Annotated in this window: 16 protein-coding genes; 3 read left to right on the forward strand and 13 right to left on the reverse strand. The window is 65.3% G+C overall.

Features of this window, described 5'->3' with window-relative positions:
- Positions 1–16 precede the first annotated feature (16 nt).
- From flgL to flgB, 11 genes are all read right to left on the reverse strand, one after another.
- The gene (gene flgL, locus AC1DQ3_RS21300; protein WP_477122138.1) at positions 17–1,246 is read right to left on the reverse strand and encodes a flagellar hook-associated protein FlgL; all 1,230 of its coding nucleotides are present in this window, start codon (positions 1,244–1,246) and stop codon (positions 17–19) included.
- Between the two features lie 43 nt (positions 1,247–1,289).
- Positions 1,290–3,203 (reverse strand): flagellar hook-associated protein FlgK, encoded by a 1,914-nt coding sequence (gene flgK / locus AC1DQ3_RS21305; RefSeq protein ID WP_477122139.1) that lies wholly within the window; start codon positions 3,201–3,203, stop codon positions 1,290–1,292.
- 249 nt (positions 3,204–3,452) lie between these two features.
- On the reverse strand, positions 3,453–4,490 hold the full coding sequence (flgJ, locus tag AC1DQ3_RS21310) for a flagellar assembly peptidoglycan hydrolase FlgJ (protein ID WP_477122140.1): 1,038 nt from the start codon (positions 4,488–4,490) through the stop codon (positions 3,453–3,455).
- A 2-nt stretch (positions 4,491–4,492) separates the two neighbouring features.
- Entirely contained in the window at positions 4,493–5,626 is a 1,134-nt protein-coding gene (locus AC1DQ3_RS21315) for a flagellar basal body P-ring protein FlgI (protein WP_477122141.1), read from the reverse strand.
- A gap of 7 nt (positions 5,627–5,633) precedes the next feature.
- A complete protein-coding gene (gene flgH, locus AC1DQ3_RS21320; RefSeq protein WP_477122142.1) occupies positions 5,634–6,317 on the reverse strand; it encodes a flagellar basal body L-ring protein FlgH in 684 nt (227 codons plus the stop codon).
- Positions 6,314–7,102, reverse strand: coding sequence for a flagellar basal-body rod protein FlgG (gene flgG, locus AC1DQ3_RS21325; RefSeq protein WP_477122143.1), 789 nt, complete (start codon positions 7,100–7,102; stop codon positions 6,314–6,316). The genes flgH and flgG overlap by 4 nt, the downstream gene beginning before the upstream one ends.
- 50 nt (positions 7,103–7,152) lie before the next feature.
- The gene (gene flgF / locus AC1DQ3_RS21330) at positions 7,153–7,896 is read right to left on the reverse strand and encodes a flagellar basal-body rod protein FlgF (protein WP_477122144.1); all 744 of its coding nucleotides are present in this window, start codon (positions 7,894–7,896) and stop codon (positions 7,153–7,155) included.
- A 53-nt stretch (positions 7,897–7,949) separates the two neighbouring features.
- A complete protein-coding gene (gene flgE / locus AC1DQ3_RS21335) occupies positions 7,950–9,197 on the reverse strand; it encodes a flagellar hook protein FlgE (protein ID WP_477122145.1) in 1,248 nt (415 codons plus the stop codon).
- Positions 9,198–9,258: 61 nt separating this feature from the next.
- Entirely contained in the window at positions 9,259–9,930 is a 672-nt protein-coding gene (locus AC1DQ3_RS21340; RefSeq protein WP_477122146.1) for a flagellar hook assembly protein FlgD, read from the reverse strand.
- Positions 9,931–9,944: 14 nt separating this feature from the next.
- Positions 9,945–10,352: a flagellar basal body rod protein FlgC gene (flgC, locus tag AC1DQ3_RS21345; RefSeq protein ID WP_477122147.1), complete on the reverse strand. Its 408-nt coding sequence runs from the start codon at positions 10,350–10,352 to the stop codon at positions 9,945–9,947.
- A gap of 7 nt (positions 10,353–10,359) precedes the next feature.
- Positions 10,360–10,767 (reverse strand): flagellar basal body rod protein FlgB, encoded by a 408-nt coding sequence (gene flgB, locus AC1DQ3_RS21350; RefSeq protein ID WP_477122148.1) that lies wholly within the window; start codon positions 10,765–10,767, stop codon positions 10,360–10,362.
- Positions 10,768–10,988: 221 nt separating this feature from the next.
- On the opposite strand from flgB, the gene flgA reads away from it, so the two are divergent.
- The 3 genes from flgA (at position 10,989) to AC1DQ3_RS21365 (ending at position 12,753) form a co-directional block, all read left to right on the forward strand.
- Positions 10,989–11,708, forward strand: a complete 720-nt coding sequence (flgA, locus tag AC1DQ3_RS21355; protein ID WP_477122149.1) for a flagellar basal body P-ring formation chaperone FlgA — start codon at positions 10,989–10,991, stop codon at positions 11,706–11,708.
- Between the two features lie 195 nt (positions 11,709–11,903).
- Positions 11,904–12,206: a flagellar biosynthesis anti-sigma factor FlgM gene (flgM, locus tag AC1DQ3_RS21360; protein ID WP_477122150.1), complete on the forward strand. Its 303-nt coding sequence runs from the start codon at positions 11,904–11,906 to the stop codon at positions 12,204–12,206.
- 88 nt (positions 12,207–12,294) lie between these two features.
- Complete coding sequence (locus AC1DQ3_RS21365) at positions 12,295–12,753, forward strand: flagella synthesis protein FlgN (protein WP_477122151.1); 459 nt, start codon at positions 12,295–12,297, stop codon at positions 12,751–12,753.
- Positions 12,754–12,844: 91 nt separating this feature from the next.
- On the opposite strand, the gene AC1DQ3_RS21370 is transcribed toward AC1DQ3_RS21365, so the two are convergent.
- Both AC1DQ3_RS21370 and AC1DQ3_RS21375 read right to left on the reverse strand, forming a co-directional pair.
- Positions 12,845–13,243 (reverse strand): flagellar protein FlhE, encoded by a 399-nt coding sequence (locus tag AC1DQ3_RS21370; RefSeq protein ID WP_477122152.1) that lies wholly within the window; start codon positions 13,241–13,243, stop codon positions 12,845–12,847.
- 29 nt (positions 13,244–13,272) lie between these two features.
- Complete coding sequence (locus tag AC1DQ3_RS21375; protein ID WP_477122153.1) at positions 13,273–13,989, reverse strand: RNA polymerase sigma factor FliA; 717 nt, start codon at positions 13,987–13,989, stop codon at positions 13,273–13,275.
- Positions 13,990–14,002 lie beyond the last annotated feature (13 nt).

Below are 14,002 nucleotides of genomic sequence, written 5' to 3' on the forward strand. Positions count from 1 at the left end.
ACACCGCCCACGTCTCCTACCCCTGCAGATACTTGAACAAATTCATCCCCTGGATTTGCATGAACGACTGTTGTGCCGCCTGCAGCGCGGTCTGCTTCTGGTAGTACTGGGTGATGGCCGATGCATAGTCCAGGTCCTGCAAGCCGGAGAGCGTCTGCGTGTAGTTCAGGCCGCGGTTCGAACCAATGGTATCGAGCGCGTCAAGCTCCTGCATACGGGAGCCAACCGAGGATTGCACCGTGCTGACGTTGTCCAGCGAGTTGCTCATCTTGCGGTTGGCCGTGGCGAGGGAGTTGGCCAGCGCGGCCCGGTCGGCGTCGGTCGCCACGGGCCTCTTCAGCGCAGTGATCACGTTCTGCAGGTTGGCAAAGATGTCTGTGCCCGCCTGCTGGGCAGGTTGAAGGCTGATGCTGTCCCCGTTCTGCGGCGTGCCGCTGACGCTGATCGAGATCCCGCCAATCTGGATCCCGGCGCCGTCCACATAGTTCACCGGCGCCCCGACAGCGGCCGGGGGGACGGCGCTCTGGTCCATCACCTGGTACTGCATCGTGCCCGTGGCGTTGCTGAAATCGATCGAAAGGTTGTGGCCATACAGCGGATTGGTAGGGTCCGTGACCGTGACCGCGCTGTATATCGCCGTTCCGGTATTCGCGGCGGGCGCCGAAGCCACATAGGTGGCCGTACCCTGCACGCTCTGGAACACCGAGCGGCCATCGTCGCCGGCAGCCATCTGCCGTGCCGCGTCGACCTGCAGCAGTTGCTGGCTGGTATCGCCGTTGTACTGGACCGCACCGCCGGCATTCGTGGCGAACGGTGGCGTCGCGGACTGGTAGCCGGCGAACAGGTAGACGCCATTGCCGTCGTTGGCGTTGGCCAGGCCCAGCAACTGGTGATAGTTGTCCTGCAGCTCTGTCGCGATGGAGGCGCGGTCGGCGTCGCTCAACGATCCGCCGCCTGCCTGCACTACCAATGTCTGGATATTCTGGATGGCGGTGACCACGCTCGTTAGCGTGCTGGACTCCATCGACAGATTGATATTGGCCTGCTTGCGCGACGTGGCGTACTGGTCATTGACCGCGCCGGCCTGCGCCACCTGCAGCGCCCGGGTGGCGGCAACGGGGTCGTCGGACGGGGTCAGGATGCGACGGCCGGTGCCAAGCTGCTGCTGCACATGCAGCAGCGAGCCTTGCTGGTTGTTCATCGAGGCCAGGCCTTGCTGATACAGCATCGAGCTTGAAACGCGCATGTCTGTTCCTTTGGATTCCGTTTCGTCAGTTCAGTCAGTTCGTTCAGTTGATGCCAATGATGGAGTCAAACAGCGTCGAAGCGGTCTGGAGCACCCGGGCATTGGCCTGGTAGAGCTGCTGGAAACGCAGCATCGAAACGGTCTCCTCATCCATGTTCACCCCGGAAACGGCTTGCTGCGCGTTCATGGCCTGGGTGGAAATGGCATCCTGGGACGTCGACGCGATGCTGATCGACTGGGCCTTGCTGCCTACGTCATTGACCAGCTGTGAATAGGCGTCGTTGAAGTTGGAGATGCCGCCGATGGTCTTGGCGGTCTGCAGCTTCGCCATGGCCAGCGCGTTGCTATTGTCCGACACGCCCGCCAGATTCGGCGTCAGCGTGAAGGAGTCGCCGGCATTCGGGGTGCCGGCCAGGGTTACGGTGATGCCATTGAAGGTGTAGTCGGTTCCGCTACCGCCGGGATTCGGGGCGGCGGTCGGCGTCACCGGGTTGCCGGCGGCATCGGTGAACACGTAAGTGGTGCCGTTGTACGTCGCGGTAATTGCCGACGCCGGCATGCTGAAGCCACTTGCCACGTTGGTGACCTTGGCGGTGCCGGTACCGGTATTGGCCGGCGCCGGGGTGGTAAGCATCGGACCGGCAGCGGCGATCTTGGCCGGATCGGTGATCGCCATGTCCATCGAGGCCGCCACATTGCGGGTCGGCTGGATCTGGAAGGAGTCGTTGGCCGCCATCGGCGCACTGACCTGGATGTCCAGGCCATCCGCCGACAGCGTCATCGGATAGGTGGCGGCAGCGCCCGGCGCGGTCGCTACCGTCTGGTTGTCCGACTTGCGCACGAGGTTGTAGTTGGTACCGTCGTAGCTCAGCGCGTAGTCGCTGGTGGTCAGGGCCCCTGTATTGCTGATGGTCGCCGTCACCTGCGCAGCGCCGGTATTGTTGGTGTTGGCGATCGCGACGGGAGAGCCGAGCTTGAACAGGTCGCCGCCGATCTGGCCGGTCAGGTCGACCCCCAGGCCCTGCTGCGTGTTGTACGCCTGGCCCAACGCCAGAGACAGACGGCCGATCGCATTCTGCGCGCTGTCGAGCGTCTGCGATCGATATTGCAGCAGGCCGCCAATGGAGCCGCCCGTGATCGTGCTGTCGGACATCTCGACAGTGTTGCCGTTGGCCAGGGTGTATGCGATTGATGTTCTGGAGGGGTCTGCCGCAGACGGCACTGCCTTCAGGGCGAAGGCATTGCTGCCCATCACCAGCGCCTGGCCGTTGCCGAACGTCACGTTGTAGATGCCGCCATCCTGCACCACGACCTTCGCGCCGGTCAGCTGGGTCAGCTGAGATGCCACCTGGTCACGCTGGTCAAGCAGGTCATTGGGCGGCAGCCCACCCGACGCCGCCGTGGCCTGGGTGATCTGGCTGTTGAGCTGGGCGAGCTGCTGCGCGTAAGCGTTAACTTCGGTCACCGAGCTCTGCAGCTGGCTGTTGACGCCCTGTTGCAGTTGCTGGAAGTAGTTGTTGACCGAGCGCATCTGACCGGCCAGTGTCTGACCCGCGTTCAGCAGTGCCTGCCGTGCGGACGGATCTGCCGGGGTATTGGACATGCCCTGCACCGCGGCGAAGAAGCTCTGCATCACCGGCGCAATGCCACCCTTCTGGTCGGCCAGCAGATTGTCGATCTGGCTGATCTGGTCGGAGTAGGTCGACAGTTGCGCATTGGTGCCCAGGGCATTGCGCAACTGGGTGTTCAGGAAGTCGCTAAAGACACGCACCACCGAGGTCGCGTTCGAGCCCTGGCCATAGTACCCGCCGGCGCCAAGCTGGCCGGCCGCCGACGCAATCAGCGTGTTCTGCCGCGAATACCCCGTTGTGGCAGCGTTGCTGATATTGTGACTAACGGTCGTCAGCGCGTTCTGCGCCGTGTTCAGACCAGAAAGACCGATAGAGAAGAGAGACATGCTCGAACCTCGCAACTGTTGGCTGCCACAGACCAGGCCCGGCGAATCGCACATCTGGCTGTCCAAAGGCTGCCGATGCCGGTTCGCCGCTGCCGGATTCGACGGCGGTGAATAAGTTAGATAACGGCAGATTTGCCACACGACTTTAGTGCGCTGCCGAGTATTTTCGTACTGGCCGGGCCGGTATTGCCAGGGCGCGGCACAGACACTGCCCGGCGCTCGGCCGCCAGGCACCTCACTGCAATGGGTTCAGACGGGAACCTTGCGCATGATGCGCACCAGCTTCTCGCCGTAGGCGGGATCGGTGGCATAGCCCGCGCGCTGAAGGCCGCGCGCCGCTTCGTCCGGCGTCGCTGCCGTCAGGACCGGGGCATAGCGCGGGTTGTTGCTCAGCAGGCGGCCGTAGTCGGCGAAGGCTTCGTCATAGGAGCCGTAGGCACGAAAGCGTGCGCGCACCTTCTGTGGCTGGCCGTCGACGTATTCGGTGGTGGTGACTTCCGCGACCTGGCCCTTCCAGCCGGGCCCGGCCTTGATGCCGAAGACGTTGAAAGTGGTGCCGCCATCCGGATTGGCGATCTCGCGCCGGCCCCAGCCGGATTCGAGCGCCGCCTGGCCCAGGATCAGCCGCGCGGGAACGCCGGTGGCGCGCGCCGCGGACTGCGCCGGGCCCGACATGCGCGAGATGAAGGCGCTGATATGGGCCGGCGTATCCTCGGGCAAGGCGCCGTTGCCGCCCTGCCAGGCACCCGGATCCTGCGCCTGGTACTGGCGCAGGCCCGCGGTGGGGTTCCAGTTGGCGCCGGCCACCACGCTGCCGGCGCGCGGCGTATCCGCGTCGCCGTTGCGCATATCGAGTACGCGCGCCAGGCCGGGCGCGGCTTCGTCCATGCCGGCCTGCAGTCCGGAGGCAGCCCTGGCCGCGGCCGAACCCGCGCCGCCGGCCAGCTCTGGCGGAAGCCCGCTGCCGTTGGCGCGCGCGAGCTGGCGCATCATGACGTCGGCCAGCCCGATCCCGCGTGACGACAGCTGCTGCGACAACTGCTGGTCCATCATGGACATGTACAGCTTGGTCTGCTCGTTGTCGAACATGCCATCCTGCGGGGTCGCATCGCGCATGCTCTTGAGCATCATCTGCGTGAACACGGCTTCGAACTGGCGCGCGGCGGTGCGCAACGTACTATCGCTGGCGCCGGTGCGCGCGTTCTGCTTGAGCGCCTCGAAGCCCTGGGTGTCGAGCGCGAAGCGTTGCGACAGGTCGGCCTGGGCCGCCATTTGACTGGAGGACATGATCAGATGATCTCCAGTTCAGCCCGCAGCGCCCCAGCCGCGCGCATGGCTTCCAGGATGGTCTGCAGGTCCGCCGGGGTGGCGCCGAGGGCATTCAGGCCCTTGACCACCGCCGCCAGCGAAGCGCCGGCCTTGACCATCTGCAGCGCGCCGCCTTCCTGCTTCAGATTGATCTGCGACACGGGCGCCACCACGGTCTGGCCGCCGCTGAAGGGCGCAGGCTGGCTGATCACCGGCTGGGTATTGATCACCACCGACAGATTGCCGTGCGCGATGGCACAGTCATCGACGGTGACGGCCTGGTTCATCACGATGGAGCCGGTACGCGCATTGAGGATGACCTTGGCGGCCGCCCTGGCGCGCGTGACATCGATATTCTCCAGGCGCGCCATGAAGCCCACTCGCGCGCCCGGCGCAGCCGGAGTGCGTACCTGCACCACGCGGCCGTCGAGCGCGGTGGCAACGCCGCCGCCCATGTTGCGGTTGATGGCTTCGACCACCCGTTCCATGGTGCCGTAGTCGGTATCGCGCAGTTCGATATTCAGCACGCCGCCTTCGGGCTGGAACGACGGCACCGCGCGCTCGACGATGGCGCCGTTGGCAATGCGCCCCACCGCCAGCTGGTTGACCTGCACCTTGCTGCCGTTGGCCGACGCGCCCGCGCCGCCCACCAGCATATTGCCCTGCGCCAGCGCATAGACCTGGCCGTCCGCGCCCTTGAGCGGCGTCATTAGCAAGGTGCCGCCGCGCAGGCTCTTGGCATTGCCCATCGACGAAACCACCACGTCGAGCGGGCTGCCGGGCTGGGCGAACGGCGGCAAGGTGGCGGTAACCATCACCGCCGCCACGTTCTTGAGCTGCATGTTCTTGCCGGCGGGCAGCGTGATTCCCAGCTGCGACAGCATATTGGTCAGACTCTGGATGGTGAACGGCGTCTGCGTGGTCTGGTCGCCGGTATTGTCCAGCCCGACCACGAGGCCGTAGCCCACCAGGGGATTGTCCCGCACCCCCTGGAAGCTGGCGAGATTCTTCAGCCGCTCAGCATGGGCCGCGCCCGCCAGCAAGCCCAGCGTCAGCGCAAGAATGAAGGCGCGGACAAAGCGGCAGCGCAAGACGGGAAGCGAGGACTGGAGCATGTTGCGATCAGTACGGTGAGACATTGAGGAAGAAACGCTGGAGCCAGCCCATGTTCTGCGTCTCGTCGATATAGCCCTTGGCGGTGTATTCGATGCGGGCATCGGCCACCTGCGTGGAGGAAACGCCGTTGTCCCCGGTGATCGTGCGCGGGTTGACCACGCCGGAGAAGCGGATGAATTCGGCACCCTGGTTGATCGCCAGCTGCTTCTCGCCCGACACCACCAGGTTGCCGTTGGGCAGCACTTCCAGCACGGTCACGGTGATGGTGCCGTTGAAGGTATTGGCCGCCGATGCGCCACCGCTGGCCTTGAGGGCATTGGCGCCGCTCATGGTGGCGTTCTGGCTGCTGCTGAACAGGCCAGCCAGCGCCTTGGGCACGGTATCGAACGCCAGCGCACTGTTTGAAGTGCGCGAGGCATTGGTGCCGGAGTTCTTGCTGGCGTTGACATTCTCGCTGATCACGATGGTGAGGATGTCGCCCACATTGCGCGGCCGGCGGTCCTCGAACAGCGGATTGCCCGCGTACGAGGACTGGTAGATGGATCCGCTGGCCCGCCCTGGCGCGCGCGGTTCGGCACGCGCGGTGGTCGGGAGCTGGACCAGCGGCTCGCGCGGCGCCAGCGCACAGCCGGTCGCGAGGCAGCACAGGGCGAGCGCGCCCAGGCGAGTCGGCGAGGCAACCATGATCATCCGCCGAGCTGGGCCAGGCGCTGCAGCATCTGGTCGGACGTCTGCACCGCCTTGCTGTTGATTTCGTAGGCACGTTGCGTCTGGATCATGCTGACCAGTTCTTCCACCACGTTGACATTCGACGTTTCAACGTAGTTCTGCTGCAGCGTGCCGGAGCCGTTCAGTCCCGGCACGGTGGTGTTGGGCGCGCCCGACGCATCCGTCTGCGCGTACAGGTTCTCACCCATGCTCTCCAGCCCGGTCGGGTTCATGAAGGTCGCCAGTTGCAGCTGGCCAACCTGCACGTTGGTGCTGGCGCCGGGCTGGGTCACGGAGACCGTGCCGTCACGCCCAACGGTCAGCGAGGTGGAATTGGGCGGAATCGTGATGACAGGCTGGATCACGAAACCGCTGGACGTCACCAGCTGGCCGTTCTGGTCCATCTGGAAGGAGCCGTCACGGGTGTAGGCAGTGGTGCCGTCCGGCATCGTCACCTGGAAGAAGCCCTGGCCGTTGATGGCCACATCCTTGGCGTTGCCGGTCTGCTGCAGATTGCCCTGGATATGCAGACGCTCGGTGGCTACGGGGCGCACGCCGGTGCCTAGCTGCATGCCCGAGGGCAGGGTGGTCTGGTCGGACGACAGCGCGCCCGGCTGGCGCACGGTCTGGTACATCAGTTCCTCGAACACGGCGCGGCTGCGCTTGAAGCCGTTGGTGGAAACGTTGGCCAGGTTGTTCGAGATCACGTCCATCTGCGTCTGCTGCGCATCGAGGCCGGTCTTGGCAATCCAGAGTGAGCGGATCATGGTTGTCCTTGCAAGGCCGCCGCGCTACGCGGCAGCACATCAAATCAGGTTCAGTTGGTCGACAGCAGCGCATTGGCGCGCTGGTCGTTGGTATCGGCGCCCTGGATCATCTTCATCTGCATCTCGAAGCGACGGGCATTGGCGATCATGTCCACCATGGCCTCCACCGGGTTCACGTTGCTGCCTTCGAGCGCACCGGAGACAACCCGCATGGTGGTGTCTGCCGGTAGCGGCTGCGCCCCCGAGCGCGGGTGGAAGAGTCCGTCGTCGCCGCGCACGATGGACTCGGGCGTCGGGTTCACCAGCTTGAGCTTGCCGACCTGCGCCAGGCCGGCGGCTGCCTCGCCCGGCCCGCGCGCAGTGATGGTGCCGTCGCTGCCGATGGTCACGCTGGAGCCCGGCGGCACGCCGATCGGCCCGCCGTCACCCATCACCGGCAAGCCGCCCGAGGTCTGCAACTGGCCGTCGGCCGAGACCTGAAGGGAGCCTGCGCGCGTATAGGCCTCGGAGCCATCGGGCGCCTGCACCGCGAGCCAGCCGTTGCCCTGCATGGCCACATCGAGCGGGCGCTCGGTGTAGGTCAGCGGGCCAGCCTTGAAGTCCGCGCCCGGCGTGGACGCCAGCGCGAATGCTCGCGTTGGCGACTCCTGCCCCACCACCGGCACCGCGCGAAACAGATTGATCTGCGCGCGAAAGGCCGGCGTGGACGCGTTGGCCAGGTTGTTTGACACCGCGGCCTGCTGGTCGAGTGTCTGCTTGGCGCCCGACAGGGCGGTGTAGATCATGCGGTCCATGGCGGGCCCTCAGTTGCAGCGCATCGTGCCGACGGCGCCGGTCACAGCGCCGGTCATAGGTTAACCAGGGTCTGCATGACCGTATCCTGCGCCTTGATGGTCTGCGCGTTGGCCTGGTAGTTGCGCTGTGCCACGATCAGGTTGACCAGCTGGCCCGACAGGTCCACGTTGGAGCCCTCCACCGCGTTGGACTTGAGCTGGCCGAGGCTGCCACCGGGTGCGGCAATCAGTTCCTGGCCCGACGCGCCGGTCGCGGCCCATACGTTGTTGCCCTCGGGCTGCAGGCCCTGCACGTTGCCGAAGCCAGCCAGCACGACCTGGCCCAGGCTCTGCGTCTGCTGGTTCGAATAGCTGCCGAGGATGGTGCCGTCCGGTTGCATGGCGAAGCCCAGCAGGCTGCCCGACGTATAACCGTTCTGGACGAGCGACTTGGTATCGTTGGCGGCGCCGAACTGGGTCGTGCCGGACAGGTCGAGCGTGGAGGTCACTGCCGCCGCGCCATTGGCCGCCGGCAGGGTGAAGCTGGCCAGCGCGGCGGGCGTCGGCGAAGTCAGCAGGCCGCTGGAGCTGAATTGCATGGCGATCGGGGCGGGCGCGCCGGCCGGGCCGCTAACCACGTTGCCCGCTGCATCGGTAATGTTCAAATGCCAGTCGGAGCCACCGGCAGCGGTGCCGGGGCCGGCAGCCTGCTTGCTGAAGTAGGCGGTCAACTGCTGCGCGTTGCCCAGCGAGTCGTAGACCGTGATACCGGTGCTGTAGTTGAACATGCTCGCCGTCGGCAAGGCGCCCGGGGCGCTCGCGAAGGCGGTGGCCGGTACGGTGCTGCCCGAGTCCAGGTTGAACTGCGCGCTGGTTGTGGTGGTCGCCCTGGGCTGCATCTGGGCATTGGAAATCACCAGCGGCTGCGGCCTCACGCCGCCACCGCCGACCACGCCTGCCGGGTAGCCGGTCAGCTTCAGGCCCTGCGCGTTGGTCAGGCTGCCATCGGCCTGCTTCTGGAACTGGCCATTGCGCGAGTAGAAGACCGAGCCGTCGGCGCTGACCATGCGGTAGAAGCCCATGCCATTGGTAATCGCCACATCGAGCGAGCTGCCGCTCGCCTCGATATTGCCCTGGCTGAACGACTGCACCACCGAGTTCACGCTGGTACCCAGGCCGATCTTGGTCCCGGCGTAGACGTCGGCGAACTGCGCGGTGGATTGCTTGTAGCCAACGGTGTTGGCGTTGGCGATATTGTTGCCAATCACATCCAGATTGGCGGCTGCGGCGTTAATGCCGCTTACCCCTTGACCGAAACCCATGATTTTCCCCTTGTTACTTTGGTTCGTGAAGAGCCGGCGAGCCTTGCGTCAGCCCGGGTGATTAAAGGATGCGGCGAACATCATTGACGTTCGCTGTGGACCCACTGCCCAACCCCACCAGCACACCGGTCGAATCGCCGCTGATGCTCTGCACCACGCCGTAGACGAGGGCCACGGGCTTGACGTCCGTGCCATTGGCGGTAGCCGTCACCTTGAAGGTGTAGGTGCCGTCGGCCACCGCGGCACCGGCATCGTTCCTGCCGTCCCAGGTGATGTCCTGCACGCCGGCGGACTGGCCTTGCAGGTTGATCGTGCGTACCGTGTTGCCGGCCTGGTCGAGCACGCTCACGGATACGGAATCCGCGGCCGAAGGCAGGTCGACGCCGATCTTCGAGGGAACACCGCTCGCAACGCTCACGCTGCTGCCCGGCACCATCACCGTGCGGCCGATCAGTGCCGCCGAATCCATCGCGCGCCCCGCGCTGACCTGGCTCAGCAGCGAGTTCAGCGTGGCGTTCATGGTCTGCATGGAGCTCACCTGGCTGATCTGCGCGAGCTGCGAGGTCAGTTGCGAGTTATCCATGGGGTTGAGCGGATCCTGGTTGTTCATCTGCGTCACCAGCATCGTCAGGAAGCTGTTCTGTAGATCGGACGCGCTGGCGCTGCCGCCCTTCAGCGCATCGTTGATCCCTGCCGGGGTGGTGTTGCCGTTGACGGAAGAAGTCGTGGTCATTTTCGTATTCCGGGTTACTGACCGATGGTCAGCGTCTTGAGCATCATGTTCTTGGCTGTGTTCAGCACTTCCACGTTGGCCTGGTAGGAGCGCGAGGCCGAGATCATGTTGACCATCTCCTCCACCGGGTTGACGTTGGGCATCGTTACGTAGCCATTTGCATTGGCAAGCGGATGCGTAGGGTTGTAGACCATGCGCGGCGGCGATGCGTCTTCCACCACCCCCTCCACCTGCACGCCGCCGACATCGCTCTGGCCCGGTGTTGGCGCGAGTCCGAATACGACTTGCTTGGCACGGTACGGCTGGCCGTTCGGCGTCACCGCGCTGTCCGCATTGGCCAGGTTGGAGGCCGTCACGTTCATGCGCTGCGATTGCGCGGCCATGGCCGAGCCGGCAACCTCGAAGATATTCAGTGATGACATGGTGTGCTCATTGCTGGACGGCCGACAGCATGGTCTTGATCTTTGCGCTCATGATGGTGAGGCCAGATTCGAAGTGCACCGCGTTGTCGGCAAAAGCGATGCGCTCGGTGTCCATTTCCACGGTATTGCCATCCATGCTCGACTGCATCGGGATGCGATAGGCGAGATCCAGGTTGTCGGCGGAAGGCGCCTGGCCCGGCAGGTGGCGCGTGGAGGTAGTCGTCAGCGTCACCCCCTCGGCCTGCTTGCCGCGATCCACGGTCTGCGCCAGCGTGCTGGAGAAATCAAAGTCACGTGCCTTGTAGCCCGGAGTGTCTGCGTGCGCGATATTGGAGGCAATCACCGATTGCCGCTGGGTCCGCAAGCTCAGTGCTTCCTGCTGGAAGCGCAATGCCGCATCGAGTCTGTCAATCATGTCTGTGTCTCGCTGGAAGGAGAGAACAACGAAGGTCGACCTTCTTCAGGTGTGCCATCTTAGGGTCGCTGCCGTCATGCCAATCGCATGAATAGAGCAAAAAAACCCGCGCATTTCGCCCCGAGCGGGAACGCGTACTTGCCTACAATGGGATCCGTTCTCACACACGTGGCTGGCGCATTCGCGGCGCGAACCGCGTAGCTTCCTTGCTGGATGCCCAAATGAATTCTCGTTTCCGGGCCGCTGCGGCGCGCGTCCTGCTTTGCGCGCTCACCGCCGGCGGCATGCTGGCCGGCAGCGCCCTGGCGGCGCAGCCCGCGCCCTTTCCCGAAGACCCGGTGCGGGTAGCGGTTGAGCAGTTTCTTGCACAACAGACGGCCGGACTGCCCGGCAAGGCAAGCATCCAGATCGTGCCGCCCTCAGGCGGCCGGGCGCCGGACTGCCCCTCCCCCGAACCGTTCCTGCCGCCTGGCAGTTCGGCCTGGGGCCGCGTGTCGGTGGGCGTGCGTTGCGGCGGTGAACGCCCATGGACCCGCTATTTGCAGGCGCGCGTGTCCGTCGTAGCCGACTACTATGTGGCGGCGCGTGCCCTCATGCCCGGCGAATCGATCGACGCTTCCGCGCTTGAGGTGCGCCAGGGCGACCTGTCCACCCTGCCGCGCGCCGTGGTGACGGACCCGGCCCAGGTCAATGGCGCGGTCGCGGCCAACCGCATCGCGGCGGGTTCGCCGATCCGGACGGACCTGCTGAAGAAATCGATCGCGGTGCGGCAGGGGCAGAATGTGACGGTGACGGTGGAAGGCGATTCCTTCCAGCTCAGCAGCGAGGGCAAGGTAATGGCCGATGCCGCCGTCGGCAGCAACGTGCAGGTACGGCTCAAGAACGGACAGGTGGTCAGTGCGCTGGTGCGCAGCGGTGATACGGTGGTGCTGCAACAATAGGCAGGATGGGGACGGCAGGCGAGATGCGCATGCGGCAAGACCGCTGGCAGGTGCGCCCAGGACCGGGGCGGCCCGGGGCGGCCTGGGGCGGCCATACGGCCCGTGAGACAATGCCGGCCCGAACGCCAGACTTGTTCTCCCTAAAGTTTTGCCTGAATCATCCGATAAGCCAGAGGAACCCAGCAAGGAATCACCGTGAAGATCAATCAGACCACCTCGTCGAGGCCAAGCGATGCCACCGACGGCGCCGTCCGTACCGCCGCCGGTGCTCCCCAAGCGGCCGCAGCCCCGGTCACGGCCGACGTGCTCATGAGCCCCCTGGCTACCCAGGTGCGTGACATCGGCTCGCGCCTGGTCCAGGATCAGGACAATGACATCGATGCCGCCAAGGTCGACGAAATCCGCCAGGCAATCACCGAAGGCCGCATCAAGATTGACCCCAGCAAGATAGCCGACGGGCTGCTCGCATCGCTGCGCGAGCTGAACGGCGGGGCGTAACCCGCTGGTGGCAGACTGCCTTCCGGCCGCCGCCAGCGATAACCGGGCCGCAAGGCCAGCCACAGACCACAGACGATAGGCAAAAACCATGAGCCAGTCCCTGATTCAGAACCTGGGCCGGGAAACCGAGCTGGTGCGGGAATTCTCCGCTGTGCTCGGCGAGGAAAGAAAGCTGCTCAAGACGGGAGACTACCAGGCCCTTGCCGCTGCGCTCGAGCGCAAGGTCGAACTGGCTGGCTTGCTCGGCGCGCTCACCACCGCGCGTGAAGCGCAGATGGGTGCACTCGGGATCCGCATCGCTGCCGGCGGGCAACTGGTCGGCAGGCATGTCGACCCGGGCACCGAAGCCGCATGGAGGTCCCTGGTGCTCGCGGCGCGCACAGCGCGCGACGCCAATGAATTCAATGGAGCCGTGGTGGAAGCCCTGCGCGGCTATACCGACGAAGCCATCCAGGTCCTGCGCCAGCGCGGCGACACGGCCACGGTGTACGGGCGCGACGGACGCACCCAGACCGGCCCGCAGGGCGTCAGCCTGGCCAGCGGCTGAACTGGTTTGCATGGTTTGCGGATGTGGCCCCAGCGGGCGGGAGAGGGGAGCCAACCGACGGTTGGTCAGCTCTCGCGGGTCACCTCGCGGGTCACCTGAAGCTGACCGTAACCTGATTCGACTGCCCGATCAAGACCGGCGCCAATGCCCCTCTGCCAGGCACTTGAAACGCAAACACAAAGCCCTTGGCCGCATCATCCCCGCTGAACGCCTCGGTAAGCCCTTCCGTCCCCGGCAACAACACACACCGCTGGGCATTGCACAAATAGGCCTGCAACCCGTTCGGCGGCGTACTCGCAAAGCTATAGCGCCACCGCACGGTGGTAATCGCGCCCTCCGCCTGCTGCAAATAGCCGCCAGGCGTAATCGGCGCAGAGACCGTGCGCAACCCTCTGCCATACAGCGCAGGCCCGTTCACCGAGGCCGTCCAGGAATGCAGCGCCGTACCGCCGGGCGCCGCCCAGGCCGGACAGCAGGCCGCGGCAATCATCGCGGCAGCAACTCGCTGGCGCCAACCGCTCATAGCAAGCCGCGCAACTGCGAACGAAGCCGCGTAATCGCCTGGCTGCGAATCTGGCAAACCCGCGACTCCGTCACCTCCAGCACCGCGCCGATCTCGCGCAGGTTGAGCTCCTGGTCATAGCACAGCGACAGCACCAGCTTTTCGCGCTCAGGCAAGCGCTCGATGGCACGGATCAGCGCCTCGCGCATGCCGCTTTCCATCAGCAGGGTGAGGGGGTTGCCTTCGTCGCTGACGCTCAGATGCCGGTCCAGGAAGTCTTCTTCGCCGGAGCGCTCGAAGTCCTCGTAGTGCAGCAGCTGGCAGCCATAGACTTCATTGAGCAGCGTCTGGTATTCGTCCAGCGGCAGCTCAAGCGCCTGGGCCACTTCGGAGTCCAGCGGCGCGCGGCCCAGCGTTTGCTCCAGGCCGCGCACCGTGCGTTCGATGCGCCGGGTGTACTGGCGAAGGCTGCGCGACTGCCAGTCGTTGGCGCGCACCTCGTCGAGCATGGCGCCGCGGATGCGCTGGCTGGCATAGGTCTCGAAACGCGCCCCGTGGGTGTCTTCGTAGCGCTTGGCGGCGTCGAGCAGGCCAATCATGCCAGCCTGGATCAAGTCACCGAGCTGCACGCTGGCGGGCAGCTTGGCTGCCAGTTGCAAGGCGATGCGACGCACCAGGGACGCATGCGCCGTCACGGTGTCGGTCTGTTCGAGCTTTCCCTGAATCGTGTACATGGTGGAATTCTCG

The organism is Cupriavidus sp. 01T418 (assembly GCF_056398885.1).

What these genes read in the sequence shown, in the direction of transcription:
- flgA (WP_477122149.1), top strand. Translation starts at nt 10,989, where the DNA reads ATGAATTCTCGTTTCCGGGCCGCTGCGGCGCGCGTCCTGCTTTGCGCG.
- AC1DQ3_RS21340 (WP_477122146.1), bottom strand. Translation starts at nt 9,930, where the DNA reads ATGACCACGACTTCTTCCGTCAACGGCAACACCACCCCGGCAGGGATC.
- flgB (WP_477122148.1), bottom strand. Translation starts at nt 10,767, where the DNA reads ATGATTGACAGACTCGATGCGGCATTGCGCTTCCAGCAGGAAGCACTG.
- AC1DQ3_RS21370 (WP_477122152.1), bottom strand. Translation starts at nt 13,243, where the DNA reads ATGATTGCCGCGGCCTGCTGTCCGGCCTGGGCGGCGCCCGGCGGTACG.
- flgL (WP_477122138.1), bottom strand. Translation starts at nt 1,246, where the DNA reads ATGCGCGTTTCAAGCTCGATGCTGTATCAGCAAGGCCTGGCCTCGATG.
- flgJ (WP_477122140.1), bottom strand. Translation starts at nt 4,490, where the DNA reads ATGTCCTCCAGTCAAATGGCGGCCCAGGCCGACCTGTCGCAACGCTTC.
- flgG (WP_477122143.1), bottom strand. Translation starts at nt 7,102, where the DNA reads ATGATCCGCTCACTCTGGATTGCCAAGACCGGCCTCGATGCGCAGCAG.
- flgC (WP_477122147.1), bottom strand. Translation starts at nt 10,352, where the DNA reads ATGTCATCACTGAATATCTTCGAGGTTGCCGGCTCGGCCATGGCCGCG.
- flgF (WP_477122144.1), bottom strand. Translation starts at nt 7,896, where the DNA reads ATGGACCGCATGATCTACACCGCCCTGTCGGGCGCCAAGCAGACACTC.
- flgE (WP_477122145.1), bottom strand. Translation starts at nt 9,197, where the DNA reads ATGGGTTTCGGTCAAGGGGTAAGCGGCATTAACGCCGCAGCCGCCAAT.
- AC1DQ3_RS21375 (WP_477122153.1), bottom strand. Translation starts at nt 13,989, where the DNA reads ATGTACACGATTCAGGGAAAGCTCGAACAGACCGACACCGTGACGGCG.
- flgK (WP_477122139.1), bottom strand. Translation starts at nt 3,203, where the DNA reads ATGTCTCTCTTCTCTATCGGTCTTTCTGGTCTGAACACGGCGCAGAAC.
- flgH (WP_477122142.1), bottom strand. Translation starts at nt 6,317, where the DNA reads ATGATCATGGTTGCCTCGCCGACTCGCCTGGGCGCGCTCGCCCTGTGC.
- AC1DQ3_RS21365 (WP_477122151.1), top strand. Translation starts at nt 12,295, where the DNA reads ATGAGCCAGTCCCTGATTCAGAACCTGGGCCGGGAAACCGAGCTGGTG.
- AC1DQ3_RS21315 (WP_477122141.1), bottom strand. Translation starts at nt 5,626, where the DNA reads ATGCTCCAGTCCTCGCTTCCCGTCTTGCGCTGCCGCTTTGTCCGCGCC.